The organism is Mucilaginibacter sp. SJ (assembly GCF_028993635.1).
Taxonomy (GTDB): domain Bacteria; phylum Bacteroidota; class Bacteroidia; order Sphingobacteriales; family Sphingobacteriaceae; genus Mucilaginibacter.
In genome coordinates this window covers 647573-663778 of sequence record NZ_CP118631.1, presented here as the reverse complement: position 1 = coordinate 663778, position 16206 = coordinate 647573, and the positions used below count along the sequence as shown (strand labels likewise).

The following is a 16206-nucleotide window of genomic DNA, read 5'->3' as shown; positions in this document are numbered from 1 at the left end:
ATACAAACAAAACCATAAAGCTATGTACCTGATCATTTTAATTTCAACAAGGCTGGTATCAGCCGCCTGCGTCAGCATTATCCTGTATGCCGGGATCTGTGGAAGTGAGCCGGTCCGTGAAGATAACAGCTGGTTATGACACCGTTGTTTTTCAAAGGGTTTCAATTGATTTTCAAAGAGTAGGCGGTGAATGCAGCGATAAGTTTGTAAAACTGAACACACTTATTTAAACAAAAAAAACAGCAATATGTCACAGAACAGCCAGTACCAACATTCGATCGAGATCGTTGAAAAGATCGGCAAGATCTTAGGGTATTTTCCCGGCTACCGTTCGCTGCACGCGGACGGGCGCTTTTTTAAAGGATATTTCAAGGGTAATGTAGCCGCCAGGGATTATACGAGAGCACTCTTCCTCCAGGGGGAAGAGATACCCGTTTCCGTAAGGTTCTCTAAAGGTGGAGGTGATCCCTATGCCAATTTTAGTGCGACCGTAGGTATGGCCGTGCGGTTCTATATGCCCAAAGGGATGGTCAGCAACCTGGTGATGCTTAGCCAGAAACTGTTTATCGCCAATACCGTGGAGCAATTCCTGGCACTTTTGGAAGCCGGACTGCCAACGGAACCCGGAGGGCCGGTGAACAAGGCAGGATTGCAGGCCTTCCTTGCCAGTAACCTGAACAGTGCGAAAGTATTCAAGATGCGGGCCGAAAGCCTCGCCCCGGTAAGTTTCGCACATACCGAATTTAACTCCGTTCATGCTTTCCTGTTCCGTGATGCTGCGGATGAAGTGACCCCGGGCCGTTTACATTGGGTACCGGTTGCCGGCATCAAAGGGCAGCCCGTGGAGGTTCTGAGCGCCATGGCAGGCGATGTCCTGTTCACCGAACTGGCTTCACGACTCAGCCGTGGAACGGCCGAATTTGACCTGGTACTTGAACTCGCAGAGGATGGTGATCCCCTTAATGATGCCACCGCGCTATGGCCGGAAGACCGTAAACGCGTGGTCATTGGGAGGTTGACACTAACCGATACCCTGAAGGAAGATGACCTGACCGATAAGGTGATGAACCATGATCCGTCGCAGCTTACCGATGGTATCGATCCGACAGATGACCCGATACTGCAAATACGGCGCGGTGTTTACGAGGTTTCTGCTGCGCAGCGTAGCAGCGTCGGCCGTGGAGCATGTCCATTTGCCCACTAATACCGGTTCATAACAGATAATGCCCCGTTCCCTGAATGGGTTTGGTAATCTAAATTAACAGAAGTTTAATGAAACGAATTGTCATTGTTGGCGGCGGTTTCGGTGGTATCAGCGTGATGAAGGGCCTCGCCGGTTCCGGGGAGTTCAGGGTCACGCTCGTTGACCGCAATAACTATAATTTTTTTCCGCCATTGCTTTATCAGCTGGCGACGGGTTTTCTTGAGGTGGCCAATATCAGTTATCCCTTTCGGAAACTGATGCGCAAAATGCGTAACAGCCGGTTCCATATGGGGGAAGTGACAGGCGTGGATACCCAAAAGAACCTGTTGCTCCTTGAAGACGGGATGCTTCCCTATGATGTCTTAATCTTCGCGGTGGGCGCATCCACCAATTATTTCGGGATGGAAAATGTCAGGGCGCATGCCATGCCGATGAAAACGGTCAATGATGCCCTTGAGCTCAAGAACCATCTGCTACTACAAATGGAAGAGGCATCCAAGATCACAGAGATCTCGCAACGCCGGAAGTTCCTGAATATCGTTGTGGCCGGAGGTGGTCCGACAGGCGTCGAGGTTTCAGGAATGCTTGCCGATATCAGGCACTCGGTCTTCCCCAAGGATTACCCGGAAATGGCCGCTCTGGATAGCGAGGCCGGTATCTACCTCGTTGACGGAACGGACGCGGTATTGAAACCCATGAGTCAGCGATCACAGCAGGATACGCTAAAGAACCTGACCGACATGGGCATCAAGGTAAAGTTGCAGGTCCAGGTCAAGGATTATGATGGTGAAACGGTCACATTTTCAAATGGGGAAACGATCGTTGCCAAAACACTGGTATGGGCCGCTGGTGTTACCTGCCCGCGTTTCAGCGGCATGCCTGAAACGGCATACGGTCGTGGGAACAGGCTGATGGTCGATGAATATAACCAGGTAAAAGGGCTGGAAAATATCTACGCCATCGGTGATTGCGCCCTGCAACAACACGAAACCCTTTTTCCGAATGGCCACCCGCAGCTCGCCCAACCGGCCATTCAGCAAGGCAGTAACCTCGCCGCAAACCTGAAGAACCAGGAGTCGGGTTCAAAACGCCGCCCTTTTAAATATTGGGATAAAGGTAGTATGGCCATTATCGGCAGGCATAAGGCGGTCGTAGACCTGCCGGGTAACAAGACCCATTTCAGGGGGTTCATCGCCTGGTTCATGTGGCTGTTCGTTCACCTTGTTTCCCTTATCAATACCCGGAACATGATCACCACGCTTTTCAACTGGACCGGTGCGTATTTTTCAAAAGATCAGGCACTGCGAATGATCATACATCCTGAAACCAAAAAGAAGAACAATTAAAAAACGAAGACTATGGAATTAAAAGGAAAAGTCGCCATCATTACCGGTGGCGCAAGCGGCATTGGCCTGGCGCTCGCGGTCAGGTTCATTCATGAAGGCGCTATTGTCGTGATCTCGGATATCAATGAAACAGCACTTGCTGAAAAAGCAGCGCTCATCGGTGCAAAGGGCATACCGGCCAATGTTGCCAAAGAAGAAGATATCAAGGCACTTGTCGAAAAAGCGACCGCTGCATTCGGACGTGTTGATGTATTCGTTTCCAATGCCGGTATCGCGAAGTTCGGCGATGTGTTTTCCACGGAAGCCGAATGGGACCTGCCATGGCAGATCAACCTGATGTCCCATGTTTATGCAGCGAAATATGCACTACCGCAAATGGTGGAACGTGGAAGCGGCTACCTCCTGAATGTCGCTTCGGCAGCCGGGTTATTGGTCGAGTTCCATTCCGCGATGTACAGTACGACCAAACATGCCGCCATAGGTTTGGCCGAATGGCTCGGCTCTGCCTATAAGGATAAAGGTGTTACCGTCAGCGTGCTTTGCCCTGGCCCTGTAAATACGCCAATGGCAGCAGGCGTTGCCGCCATGCAGGAAGATGCGCTGCAACCCGAAGAAGTTGCGGATATGGTCGTAAAGGGAATGGAAGCTGAACAATTTATGATCAACACGCATGAAAAGATCTGGAAACTGTACCAGGTCAAAGGGCAGGATTATGAAAAGTATATGGAACTGCTTGTACAGCGCCGGGCCTACAAACTGGGCCTGGACGAAAAATAAAGAAATACCCCAAAGATCAACATGCTAAGGCGGCCTTCCCAAGCCGCCTTTTTTGGTAATAAAAGGGCCCTGTTCGGCCGATATTTCGAAATATAAAAAAATATTTTCGGCACTTGCCGATATATCGGCAAACTAAAATAGTTGATATTTTAATAAATACCTGTAAATCAACTATATAACGAACGGTACGGTAGTTGGATATGGAGGTGTAAAAACATCGCCATGATCCAATATCAAACCTACCCGAACGATCCAATTGCCGCGGGGCAATTCCCTTTATCAAAACGAACTATAACCCGGGATTTATTTACCGGTGGCATGACCGGAAGACCGTGGCAAGTCCAGGAAGGCGTCACTTTCTGCAGCACATCCCAGATTGCTCAGATGCGTGCATTCCAAGGCTCAGTTAATGGTTTTACGATAATGGTCGAAGCGGAACAGCGGCAAAAAGGCAGTTCCCGGAAGCAAAAAGACCATGGCCGGCGCGTTTGTATCATTCCGCCCGGAACACCGGTGCGTGACGCGATCAATGGCTTGGACGGGCTGCTGATCCATTTCAATGACCAGTTGTTCGCTGATTCATCGGTGGCCAGGACCTGTTTGAACCACAGGAGATCGCTCAAAAAATGTAGTGTGGCCACTTTCCTGCTCTCTGCCTTAGATAGTTTCCGTGTACAACAGATCGTTGGCGCGATCGCCGATGAACTGACCTGTAATCACCCGGAAAGAAATGATATGATCGCCATCAAGATCCTCGAACTGCTGATCCTTTGTGAGAGCATGAACAGCGAAACAGCGGATGAGGAGGAAACATTGGAAACTCACCCGGTCATCGAACAGTTCAACAACCTCCTTGAACGGAATTATACAAGGGAAAGAAGTGTCAGGTATTATGCGGACACACTGGGTATCCATCCCAATCATTTGAATTACCTCGTTAAAAAACATACCCGTTTAAATGCCAAGGAAAGCATCAATAACCGCGTGGTACAACGATCCAAACAATTGCTTGCCCAGTCCGGCCTGATCATTAAGGAGATCGCCTACCAGCTTGGTTTTGAGGACCCCAATAACTTTTCAACATTCTTTCAGAAGTATGCCGGTATCTCACCGGTCGCCTTCAGAAGCGCTTCGGCCTAACCTGATCTCCCAGGGTTCTGATCACCGCGTCCTGATTGCCCCGAAAAGTGGATGGGGAGATCCCGGTATTCCTTGTAAAGTACTGGGAGCAGCTTCTTGCCGAATTAAAACCAAGCGCGTTGGCGATGGCACCTACCGATAACCTGGTCGTGTGCAGCAGCAGCTTCATATCCGTGATCAGTTTATTCCTGATGATCTCCCCGGAATTGCCCATACCGTGCGACCTGAGGATCATATTCAATTGACTGGCCTGCAGATCTAAGGTTCGGTGATAAAAGGTGGACCTATGCTGACGGTGTACATTTTCATCGACCAGGGAAAGGAATTTTTGCAGGACCGGAAAATGCTGGTTATCATGACGTATTAGCCGTTCACGCTCAAATAAACGATCACACTGGATCAGTAATTCGGCTATCTTCAGGGCCATCAGCTCGGTGACCGCACCTTTCGCATGGATCTTTTCCTCATAGATGGCATTCATGATCTCGGCCAATCTTTGGGATTGATTCGTGGTCAGGTACAGGTAAGGCCTCAGTAATGCGGTCAGTACCTTACGCTCGCGGATGATACCCCCTTTATGCAGCAAGGAACTTAATTTTTCAATATCAAAGATGACGGTGTACCCTTGCACATGTGGGAAGTAATACCTGCTGGACTGGGAGGCACGTTTGCCGGCCAGGAAAAGCGTATGGTCCCTGATCTCGAAATAATGGTCAGCTATCGATTTTTCCCCGGCCCCCTTAGTCACCAGGCTGATCCATTGTCCCGATTGCCGGACAGGCGGAAGGTAATTGTTCAGTTGCGGCAAAATGTCTTCCAGCTTGTAAATGGTGATCAGGGGATCGTCCTCATAACCTTTGTCAAGATCAACGATCCCTTCATGAAGATGCCTTTCGAAGGCTGTTCCGCAACGGGTGATACCTTCCACATGCTTTTTTTTATTTGATCGCTCGCGCATTTCTTCCGGTGTTAGTAGCTTTATTGATCTCCTGAATAATAAACATCTGACTTTTTGATCCCAAGTTTACCCATCCTGGACGTTAATGTGGATGATGGCATTCCCAGTACTTCCGCTGCACCGCCCGGCCCCGAGATCTTACCATTACAGCGGTTCAGTACATTGATGATATAATTACGTTCCATTTCTTCCATGGTCAGTAACCCGTCCACCGTGATAACCGAATTCTTTTGCTCTTTCGTTACCGGCAGGTCGATCTGCTGGATCACCTCGTCCGCGCATAGCAGGACATTTCTTTCCATCAGGTGTTCGAGTTCCCTGATATTCCCCGGCCACTGGTAACGCGCCATCTGATCGGCCGCTATCGCGGAAACACCTTTGACCGACCTGTTCATCAGAACATTGAACTTTTTGATAAAATGTGCGGTCAGCAAAGGGATGTCCTCCCGGCGTTCCCGAAGCGGCGGAAGGACCATCGGAAAAACGTTAAGCCGGTAATACAGGTCCAGGCGGAACCTGCCTTCGGCAACCTCTTTTTCGAGGTTCCGGTTCGTAGCTGTTATCACGCGGACGTTGACCTTGATCGTGTTCGACCCGCCCAGCCTTTCGATCTCTCTTTCCTGTAGAACACGCAGTAATTTTACCTGTACCTCCAGTGAAAGCTCGCCGACCTCATCAAGGAATATCGTGCCTTTGTCCGCCTGCTCGAATTTGCCGATACGCTTATCGATCGCCCCTGTAAATGCTCCTTTTTCATGGCCGAAAAGCTCCGATTCGATCAGGCTGGATGGCAAAGCAGCACAGTTCAGCGTGATGTAGGGTTGCGCTCTTCTGTAAGATAGTTTATGGATACAGGAAGCGATCCTTTCCTTGCCCGTGCCGCTCTCGCCCTGGATCAATACCGTCGAGTCCGTAGGCGCGACTATCCTGATCTTATCCAGTACGGTCATCAGTAAAGGCGATTGCCCGATGATGCCCTCGAAATCTGCCCCGGAACCGGTGAGGTGGTTGGCTACCTGCCCCGGTGCCTTGACCTGCGGCAGGTACTCTTCACGGTCCACGCTAAAAAGGGTGCGCAGGCAAGCTTTGAGGGATACTGCCAGCCTCCCGGCCAGTTCGGTCACCTTTTGGGGATAGGCTTCGGGTTTCGATGAATGAAAGGTCAACAGGTATGGTTGTCCGAAAAGATCGCCTGCCGGTACCTGTAGCGCCGAAAAGGTGCCGGTATGATCACTAAGCAGTTTGATGTAAGGGTTATCCAGCCTGAGCCGCCTGAACTCGTGGCCATTGTAAGCAGTGATCTTTTGCTGAATGGGTACCGCAAAGCTTAGTTTCTTAAGGTCGCTCGTCTGCGCGCCGATCTTCGCCATCAGTTCTCCGGCATCATACAACACGTATTCATCACCACTGTTCCTGATCAGGGTGAACTCCCTGATCTGACCATCACGTTTTCTCTGAGGATAGACCGTCAGTACATCGAATGGGATCATCGGCTGGATCGCCCTGAAAATATCGACCCAACCCTCATTCCCTGCACGCGCGACCATTTTTTCAAGTTTGACCCTGATCGCGGATTCCTGCTGGGCCGCGATGGCCAGGTTCTGCTTATGCTTATGTTCGGCGATGGATAGCATGGTCAACAGGTCCTTTTCCCGGAAGGGCTTGACCAGGAAACCGTAAGGGTCCGTTTCCTTGACCTGCTCCAATACGGCCTGATCGGAGTTGGCGGATATATACAGGAAGCCGATATCCGTCTTTCCTAATTCTTTGGCAATGTCTATCCCGTTCTTTTCGCCTTTAAGGAAAATATCCAGGAGTACCCATTCCGGTTTTTTTTCCCCGATCAGCATCATGGCCTCATCATAGGACTGGGCGATGCCGCAAACCCTGCGGCCTGCCTTCATCAGCATCATTTTAAGATCGTTCGCCACGATATATTCATCTTCTACGATCAGGATCGATGCGGGTTTATGCTTTATGTTATTCATGTCTTCGGTACTTGTGTATTGATCGGATTATCGATGGGGAATTCAAGTATGATCGTCAGCCCCGGTGAGTTACTGATCTTTAGTTTGCCACCAAGCTGCCGGCTCAATCCACGGATGAGGTTCATTCCTAACGATGGACTTTCATCCGGGTCGAAATCATCCGGGATGCCGACACCAGAGTCGGCGATCGACAAAAGCGCCTCAGCTGGGCCAGGCTGTTTTAAACTGATACTGATCGTGCCTCTGCCATCGTCCGGGAATGCGTATTTGATCGAATTGGTGATCGCCTCATTCAGGATCAGGCCGATCGGTACGGCCTGTGATACATCCAGCATGAGGCTCTGAGCATCTACCTGGTAGCTGATCTTACTTTCCGTTTCATAACTGTCCCTCAGATAGGCCACCAGTTCACGGATATAAACGGCCAGATCGATCCCTGAAAGGCTTTCCGACTGATACAGTTTTTGATGGATCAGGGACATGGCATGCATGCGGTGCTGGCTGTTCCTGATCGCGAACAGGGCCTGTTCATCATTCAGAAAAGCGGACTGGGTATTCAGCAGGCTGATCACGATCTGAAGGTTATTTTTTACCCGGTGATGGATCTCTTTCAACAGCCATTCGCGTTCGAGAAGCAGGGTTTTCAGCGAGCTGTTCTGGTCATTGATCTCTTCCTGCTGCCTTTCCAGCCGTTCGTTCGTTCGTTGCTTAGAGCGGTAGCGCCTGTAAATAATGAAGGCGATCAGAATGGCCAGGCAGGTGCCGATCACCGTAATGTTGCGGAGCAATATTTCATTCTTAATTTGACTCTCACTCAGTTTATCCTTTTCCCTCAGCAAGGCGATATCCCTGGAGTTGGTCTGCAACTCACGGTCCTTTTTTTCGGATTCGTAAAGCGCATTCATTTGCCCAAGGTCATGCTTGCTTTTCTGATTCAATAGCGAGTCCTGCCAGAATTTATATTTTTTGAAATGCGCTATAGCTCCCTTAAGGTCACCTTGTGCCGAGTCCGCCCTGAACAGGCAAAGGCTGACCGCCGCCAGCTGTGATATATTCCCCTGCTTTTCGCAGATCTCGGAAACGTCTTTAAGCATCCCCCTGGCCTTCAGGAACTGATTCTCTAAAAGATAATATTGGGCAAGTTTGATGGTGAGGTTAGCATATTTAACATCATGCCTGTCTATTCCTGATAAAAAATCAGCCAGTCTTTTCGCGTAAACAGCGGCATTGTCCATGTCCTTCATCCGGGCATACACATCCATGGATTTAGACCAGAACAGCATCCGGTAGTAAGGGTCCTTTATTTGGTAATTTCGTTCCGTTTGCTGCAGGATCGATAATTGTTTGCGGTACATCGACCTTGCCCGGTATGATTCACTTAAATTCGCAGCGATGACCAGCACACTGCTGGTGTCATGGTAACGCTCCGCTATCCTGAGCGCTTTTTCAAAGAATATACCGGCATGGGAATAGTCCTTTAAGACCTGGTAAGTGATCCCCAACCGGTTATAACTCGTGCTGGTACTGATGCTGGTGTCCCCCTGTGCTTCGATCATCTTGACAGCCTCCAAGCCATATTTCAGCGCATCGTGGCTCATGGATAAGGACATGCAGTTATAACCCAGGAGGTCATACAGGTCACGTATTTCCTTATGCCCGAGAGCCTGGTAAATGTTCAGTGCGGAGGTAAGGAATTTGTAGCTTGCAACGAAATCACCGGTAAGCGTGGTTAGGTCCCCGAGATACTTGAGTGCATCCGCCTGTTTAAGCTTGGTACCGGCCTGGCGATAACGCTCGACAACGACCTTGTACAGTCCGACCTTTTTTTTCAGGTCTTCACCTTCAAGTGTATAATAGGAAGATGCCTCCACAGCCGCATCGGCGAAGGCTTCATGAAACCTGGTCCGTTCAAGAAGTTTATAAGCTTTTTCTGACCATTTATGGCCCTCATTCCTGTCGCCACCCTCGCGGAACACCTGTGATAAAAGCGTCGCGGCCCGGCCTTCTGACCGAAGATCCTTTTCATCCAGGCTCCGGTTAAAGGCTTGTATGGCGTAAGCCCTGGCTTTGGAAAGGTCATTTTTTTGCTCTCCAGGTTTGTTTACCAGCCGGTATGCACTATCCAGCAAGACCTTCACCGTGACCGCCCTTTCCTGGGCGGTCACGGCCTGTCTGATGAACAATAACAGGGTTAAACATATCGGTCCGATCCATTTTCTCATCTTTGGTGATCCATTTAACTGATGTGGGGAAGTTTTGCAACGATCTCGTTCCGCCACGATTCAAGATGTTCTGGCAGCATTAGTTTCGTTCCCAGTTCGGACAAAAGCTCGTCGGTATGAAAACCCGGGCCTGCGGTAGCCAGTTCGACCAATACGCCTCCCGGCTCCCGTACGTACAGGGATTCGTAATACCTGCGGTCAATGATCGCCGAGGGATTGAAACCTGCTGTTTTCAGTGAGTCATAAAAAGCCGTAAGGGTTGCCCGGTCCTGGACCGTAAAAGCGATGTGATGGATACTTCCGCAGGCCGTTAACGCAGGGTCTTCCTGGCCACCGGTCACCCTTAGCCAGCTGTCCTGGCCATTTCTGAAACCTAAGACAGCCTTTTCACCGGAACTTCCTGTTTGGACCATGCCTAACTGGTCCTTAAAAAAATCAACGCTGATCCCCGGTTCAGGTACACGAAGCGAAACACCCCCGATCCTCACCGCGGCGCATTTGTGCTTCTGCGGCAGAAGCCATTCGTTATCCGTACAGTGGATATGAAGTTCCATGCCGTCAGGATCGGACAGGGTCAGCTGACGATCATTATGCCGGGTTATCCCGATCTCCCTCATGATGATAGCTTCCAAAAGTTGCCGGAAAGCCGTTCCGTTCAGGTTAAGGCTCACCGAAACCGCTTCGCCGTGTCCGCGTCTGCCACTTACGGCCCCCGGCCAGTTCATGAAACTCAATAGCGTACCGGGAGCGGCCTGCCCGTCGCCGAAATACAGATGATAGCAATAGGGATCTTCAGGATTGACCGATCGTTTGACCAGCTGTAAACGGATGATCTCCCTGTAAAATCCCGCTGTGGCCTGGGCGGAACCTGCTATAGAGGTAATATGGTGAAAGCCGGACAGAGCTATATCTCCGTTCCCGGCGGGCTCATTCCTGGATATACTCATCGGTAAACGATATACAGGATCTCCAGTAAATTGAGGTATACGCTGAAATAAGTTCCGGCCACCGACCTCCACATCTCTTTGTAAACCTTTGCCGCTGAGGTGTCGGCCGAATGATCTTCTCCCGTCTTTTGCGGGGGTGATTGGAATGTACCTACAGGAATTGTTGTCGAGTTCATAACTGTATGTTTTTATCTGAAAAACATACAGCATGCACAATGCCAATACTATTGCCTTGTAATTCAATGTTTTACAATTTTTTATTAGATATATCTATTGCGATATTCCGAGGATCTCCGATAATTCGGGACTTCTTAAAACACCATGGCGAACTGAATTCCCGCGACACCGTTCGAATACGATGGCATCAGCATAAAACCTGAGCGTTCCTGTTCCGGCTTTTCGCCAGCTACCGGTGACGACTTCCGGTGTTTTTTACTCAAACTGTTCCTGATCACCGGGTAGAGCAAATAAGCGCCTTTGGTGGCAAGGATACCGAAACCCGCGCCGGCCACGACATCACTGAACCAATGATCGGTATGGTATATCCTGAAGATACCGGTGGTCGTAGCGAAGGCATACCCGGCGAAGCTGTACAACCAGGATTGGTCGCCAAGTTCCTGGGCCATGAATTCCGCGCCAGCGAAGGCATTCGCGGTATGACCGGATGGGAAAGAATAGTTATTAGCCCCGTTCGGCCTTAACCGGTGTGTGGCATTCTTCAATCCGAATACACTCAGATTCAGCATCCCCTGGGCAAGCACGTAGATCAGCGTGCGGTCAACAAAGGTGTTCTTTCCGTGGACCCCAACCAGGTTCACGCCATAGGTGATAATGACCGGTGCATATTGCAGGTAATTCTCTGTGACGGGCTTGGGGACGAAGTTATGTTCCTGCGCATTGTCGTTGATAAAATTGTCGAAACGACGTAACGGATGGATATAGAAGGATGATGCACCGTATGCAACAAAAATCGCAGGTGGAAGTAAGGTCCAGGCTTTGCTTCTTAGCCGGGAAACCGTATCCGGTGCCGTAAAAAGATCTTTCCTGATGGTGTCAGCGATATTTACCCGCCTGCTGCTGTCCCTGACCTGCGCTGAAGCCGGGGGTGTGTAGGCGATCAATATTGAACAGGCTATCCAACCTAAGAAAGGTCTGATCATGATCCGGCCCTTTCCTTGTGATAGGCATATACGGCCAGGCTGCTGTCCAGTTGCAGCTCCACCAGCAACAACTTGCTGGCCCCAGACCTGCCGATCAGTTTACCGAATTTTTTCGAAAAACGGGCATAGAGCGCGGCCATGGCCGACTGAATCTTTTTCTCCTTTTTAGGTTTGCTGTTCTTTACCGGGTTTTCTATGGCGGCAGGCTCCCCGGCAAGAGGCGATTTGTTGGCGGTCAGTATTTTCCTTTTCTTATCCTGGAACTCCTGGTAAAGGTCCCAAAATGCTTCACCGGCTTTTTTACCGATCCTGATATGGCTGCCGATCACTGACCGCCTGCTTCTGCCATACAGGGATAATAAGGTCTGCTCTTCTTCTTTTTCTGATATGCCGATGGCAAGGTCGGCCTGCGTTGGCAGCAGGACCGCCCAGTCTGCTTTTTTCATGCGAATGGTGCTAAATGTCGTATTGATCTTTAGATCAAAATACGGTCAAGCGCACCTGAAAAAACTTTGAAAAACAAATAGTACCCTTTGAATTTCCAACCATGTGCTTCATTGGGCCATACCTTTTGAGGAATGCTCCAATGGTCTGTTTCACTGATCGTTGCCGTGGATGATATGCGCCTTCTTAATGCCGAGTTTGGCCATCTTGGAGGTGAGCGTAGAATGAGGGACACCAAGCAGTTCGGCAGCCCCGCCGGGCCCTGAGACCTTACCGCCGCAACGTTGCAATACATTCAGGATGTGGTCCCGTTCATTCTCGGCGATGGTCCTGATCCGGTAGTCATTGACATGCTGCCCGCTTTTTTCTGCCCGTTCCTTTACGGGCAGGTGCATCTCACGGATCGTGGTCCCATTGGTGAGCAGCACGCTTCTTTCAATGAGGTGTTCCAGCTCACGTACATTGCCGGGCCAGTTGTAGGCCATCAGGTCGTCCAGTACCTTGTGGCTGATATTGGAGATCTTTTTACCGGCATTCTTGGCGTACCTGCCGATAAAATGGGTAACCAGCACCGGGATGTCCTCCTTGCGTTCGCGCAGGGCAGGAAGGCTGATCGGCACCACGTTCAAGCGGTAGAACAGGTCACTTCGGAAACGACCGGCCTCAACCTCTTTTTGCAGGTTCCTGTTGGTGGCGGCAATGATCCTTACATCGACCTTTAAGGTTTCCTTACCGCCAAGACGCTCGATCTCTTTTTCCTGAAGCACACGCAATAACTTAGCCTGAAGGTCCAGGGGAAGTTCGCCCACTTCGTCCAGGAACAGCGTACTGCGGTTAGCCAGTTCGAACTTACCGATCCTTCTTTCGATCGCGCCGGTAAAGCTTCCCTTTTCGTGACCGAACAATTCACTTTCGATCAGATTGGCAGGAAGGGCCGCACAGTTCACCTTGACCATTAGTTTTTCCTTTCTCGGGGAGCCGTTATGGATGGCACGGGCGATCAACTCTTTACCCGTTCCTGTTTCTCCAAGGATAAGAACGGTACTTCCGGTAGGCGCTACCTGGGATAACAGGTGATAGACCTTTTTCATTTCGTCTCCGCTACCGATAATATCGTTTCCCTGGCTGCCAACGATCTCCTCCTGTAAATAGAGATTCTCTTCTTCCAGTTGTTGTTTGTATTTCTGGATCTCGGCCAGTTGTTTCCTGTTCTTTTCCATCGCCAGGGCATTCGATAAGGCGATAGCGATCTGTGCCCCAAGGCCCATGATCATACGGACAGCCAAAAGGTGCGGCTGTGTCCAAAGGATGCCGATGTTCTCATTCCCCGCTCTTAATGGCACACCAAGTACTTCCTTAGCGCCCATTTCCAGCCAGTTCCTACCGGTTACATAGCTCACTTTACCTTCCGCGAGCGTTTTCTCAATATCGAAAGTGACCGGTTGGTCTGATGCGAGGATAACCCCGGCAAGCGCACCCTCCACGGCAAAGGTCTTATCCTTGATGGACTGGAATGCATCGCTTTGCTCGTATTGCGGAGAGACATCGTACATAAAATAGGAATGCGAGCGCTTATCATCGCTCAGCACCGATAAGGTAAATTCCCTGATCTGAAATACTTCCTTTAAATAGTGGCTGAGCACCCGTTTGAGGTCGGCCATCTCATGGGCCTCCGCAAGTTCGTAGCTGAATGACAATAACATCGATTTTTCACGTTCACTTTGTTTGATCTCCTCATTCGCAATGATGTTGGAAAGCGCAATAGCGACCTGGCTGCCGACCCCGGTGATCATGTCAATATTGGTATCGTTGAAGCAGTTCTTAACATCGGAAAAGAAACTTAGCACGCCAAAAAAGCCCTTCTCGTTATAAAGCATGATCGAAATGCGTTCGATATTGCCCTTTTCCAGGCCACAAAGCAGCCCCATTTGCTTGATATGGGCACCGGAATCTACCATCTGCGGTGACTGGTCATGGATCAGTTTACTAAAGAAATCGTCAGATGCAGGCACGATCTGTGTTCTCAGATCAGGCAGCAGTGCCATTTCGTTATCCTTTGCATCGATACTGTAACAGGTGAATGTGCGGCCCTCATCCTGTGATACGGATACCAGGCAATTTGTAAAGTAGAACAGGTGTTTCAAGCGGGTATTCAATAGTTGTAACAGCTCATTGAATTGGCGCACCGTTCCGAGTTCATGGCTAACGGTCAACAGGTTCTCTTTTTCCTGTTTGCGTAAACTGATGTCCGCATTTGCGTTTATATTGGAAATAGCCACACTGACCTGGTTGGCGATGCCGGATATGGTGCGCGCATACTCCGGGGTAAAGGTCCCTGCGACCTCAGACGTTAAAAATAATGCCCCCCAAACGTACCTTTCCCCGTATAGCGGTACAATAATAGCTTCCTGCTGGCCGCTTTCCTGGAAGGCAAGGATGTGCTCAGGAACGATTTCCGACGATCCGGCTTTTGCCAGATCGATCACGATAGGCTCCCTTGTCCGGCTCAGCCGCTCAAAGTATATACCCTCTACAGGCAGCATGGGTTTTACCGCCCTGGTCTGGCGGCTCCTGTAAACGGTGGTCCGGGCCAGCGGATCGGTGATGTAGAATTGAAAGCCACTGAGATCTTCGGTGAAAGCGATCACCGAAGCCGTAGCGTAATACAGCACAGAACGCAGGTCGTCGGCAAGGAACCCTGCCAGGTCGTTCTTGTCACGGATCTTTCCGACCTTCTCCGCGACCATCAGCATGTTGTTCTTTTCGGCTTCCCGTTTTCGGATATCTTCATTGGCCATGATATTCAGAACGGCGACGGTAACCTGGTTGGCTACAATGGTAAAGGTGTGGAACTGGGACGGCGAAAAGGTCTTCAATTTGTCGGAATAGAAATGCAGGACACCCCAGGTGTCGTTTTCATCCTGCAATGGTATGGAAACTGCCTCCCTTAAACCGCTTTGATAATGGATCTGGCTGTAAAGCGGGTATGTTTCCCTGCTGATAACCTCTTCGACACTATTAATAATGGGTATGTCTGTCCGGAGAAAATGTTCAAATATGCCATCGTTTACCGGGAATTGTGTAGCGATCATTTTATGAAAGGACTGGTGTCCCCTCGATGGCGAACCCGGGTCTGTCAGGAAAACCGTAAATGTTTGCCGGTCCTCGCTGACCTTTGAGATACTGCAATGGGTGAAATAGAACAGCTCTTTCATTTCGGAATTGATCAGACCAAGCAGCTCTTCCTTATCCCTGATCCTTGCCATTTTCGAGCTTAACGAAAGCAGGATATCCCGTTCCCTGTCCCTGGTCGCGATCTCCTCATTGGCGAGCACGTTCCAGGCGGCGATGGCGACCAGTCCGACGATCCCGCTGATCAGCTCCTTGTCAATGTTCCTGAATTGTTTCTTTTTATCCCCATAAAAAACGATCATTCCGAATGAACCCTGCTCATTGTACAACGGCGCGGCGAGCAGTTCCTTGATCCCGCTTTCATAGTGCATCGGGATATACCTCGGGTGGTTATCAGGGCCTTTCAGGTATTCCTTTTCGACGTCTATGATCTCAGGACAGCCTTTTTCCAGCACCATATCGAACAGCCCGTCTTTTACAGGTAGCTCCGCGCTGGTGATCAACCGGTAACTCGGATGGTTGAATGCCAGTGAAGCCGGGTCCAGTAAAAAGACATTGAAGGTCTGCCGGTCCGTCGCGATACTCATCGCGGAACTGTAATTGAAGTCGAAAAACTTTTTCAGTTGCCCGTTGATAATATCCAGCAGATCTTTCTTGTCCCTCACCTTCGAAAGCAGGATATTTAAATGGAGAAGATTTTCAAGGTTGGACTTCTGGGCATTACTGACGGTCGATTCGTTCATGGCAATTATTATGTAGGATCTTCAAATTCTTTAAATATAGAAAAATCTTTTCGGTAATTGCCGATATATAGAAAATCTCTCATTGATTAAAATAGTATAAGTATCTGATTTTTAGTTTTTTAAATCATGGCATTACAATTGAATA

Annotated in this window: 12 protein-coding genes; 4 read left to right on the top strand and 8 right to left on the bottom strand. The window is 49.8% G+C overall.

The window, feature by feature from the left end; genetic code table 11:
* Nucleotides 1-247: 247 nt before the first annotated feature.
* The 4 genes from MusilaSJ_RS02585 (at nt 248) to MusilaSJ_RS02570 (ending at nt 4467) form a co-directional block, all read left to right on the top strand.
* A complete protein-coding gene (locus MusilaSJ_RS02585) occupies nt 248-1204 on the top strand; it encodes a catalase (protein WP_274988517.1) in 957 nt (318 codons plus the stop codon).
* A gap of 68 nt (nt 1205-1272) precedes the next feature.
* A complete protein-coding gene (locus MusilaSJ_RS02580) occupies nt 1273-2550 on the top strand; it encodes an NAD(P)/FAD-dependent oxidoreductase (protein WP_274988516.1) in 1278 nt (425 codons plus the stop codon).
* A gap of 12 nt (nt 2551-2562) precedes the next feature.
* A complete protein-coding gene (locus MusilaSJ_RS02575) occupies nt 2563-3327 on the top strand; it encodes an SDR family oxidoreductase (RefSeq protein WP_274988515.1) in 765 nt (254 codons plus the stop codon).
* 423 nt (nt 3328-3750) lie between these two features.
* On the top strand, nt 3751-4467 hold the full coding sequence (locus tag MusilaSJ_RS02570) for a helix-turn-helix domain-containing protein (protein ID WP_274988514.1): 717 nt from the start codon (nt 3751-3753) through the stop codon (nt 4465-4467).
* Here MusilaSJ_RS02570 and MusilaSJ_RS02565 read toward each other — a convergent pair.
* The 8 genes from MusilaSJ_RS02565 to MusilaSJ_RS02530 all read right to left on the bottom strand — a co-directional run bounded on the left by MusilaSJ_RS02565 (nt 4448) and on the right by MusilaSJ_RS02530 (nt 15821).
* Complete coding sequence (locus tag MusilaSJ_RS02565; protein ID WP_274988513.1) at nt 4448-5425, bottom strand: AraC family transcriptional regulator; 978 nt, start codon at nt 5423-5425, stop codon at nt 4448-4450. The genes MusilaSJ_RS02570 and MusilaSJ_RS02565 overlap by 20 nt on opposite strands.
* A gap of 20 nt (nt 5426-5445) precedes the next feature.
* Nucleotides 5446-7413 carry a sigma 54-interacting transcriptional regulator gene (locus tag MusilaSJ_RS02560; RefSeq protein WP_274988512.1) on the bottom strand — a complete coding sequence of 656 codons (1968 nt, stop codon included), beginning with the start codon at nt 7411-7413 and terminating at the stop codon, nt 5446-5448.
* A complete protein-coding gene (locus MusilaSJ_RS02555) occupies nt 7410-9635 on the bottom strand; it encodes a histidine kinase dimerization/phosphoacceptor domain -containing protein (RefSeq protein ID WP_274988511.1) in 2226 nt (741 codons plus the stop codon). Before MusilaSJ_RS02555 ends, MusilaSJ_RS02560 begins: the two co-directional genes overlap by 4 nt.
* A gap of 14 nt (nt 9636-9649) precedes the next feature.
* Nucleotides 9650-10582 (bottom strand): VOC family protein, encoded by a 933-nt coding sequence (locus MusilaSJ_RS02550; RefSeq protein WP_274988510.1) that lies wholly within the window; start codon nt 10580-10582, stop codon nt 9650-9652.
* Nucleotides 10579-10758 (bottom strand): hypothetical protein, encoded by a 180-nt coding sequence (locus tag MusilaSJ_RS02545; protein WP_274988509.1) that lies wholly within the window; start codon nt 10756-10758, stop codon nt 10579-10581. The genes MusilaSJ_RS02550 and MusilaSJ_RS02545 overlap by 4 nt, the downstream gene beginning before the upstream one ends.
* 135 nt (nt 10759-10893) lie before the next feature.
* Nucleotides 10894-11703: a phosphatase PAP2 family protein gene (locus MusilaSJ_RS02540; RefSeq protein WP_274988508.1), complete on the bottom strand. Its 810-nt coding sequence runs from the start codon at nt 11701-11703 to the stop codon at nt 10894-10896.
* A 35-nt stretch (nt 11704-11738) separates the two neighbouring features.
* Nucleotides 11739-12188 (bottom strand): hypothetical protein, encoded by a 450-nt coding sequence (locus MusilaSJ_RS02535; RefSeq protein ID WP_274988507.1) that lies wholly within the window; start codon nt 12186-12188, stop codon nt 11739-11741.
* Between the two features lie 150 nt (nt 12189-12338).
* Nucleotides 12339-15821: a sigma-54-dependent Fis family transcriptional regulator gene (locus tag MusilaSJ_RS02530; protein WP_274988506.1), complete on the bottom strand. Its 3483-nt coding sequence runs from the start codon at nt 15819-15821 to the stop codon at nt 12339-12341.
* Nucleotides 15822-16206: the final 385 nt, after the last annotated feature.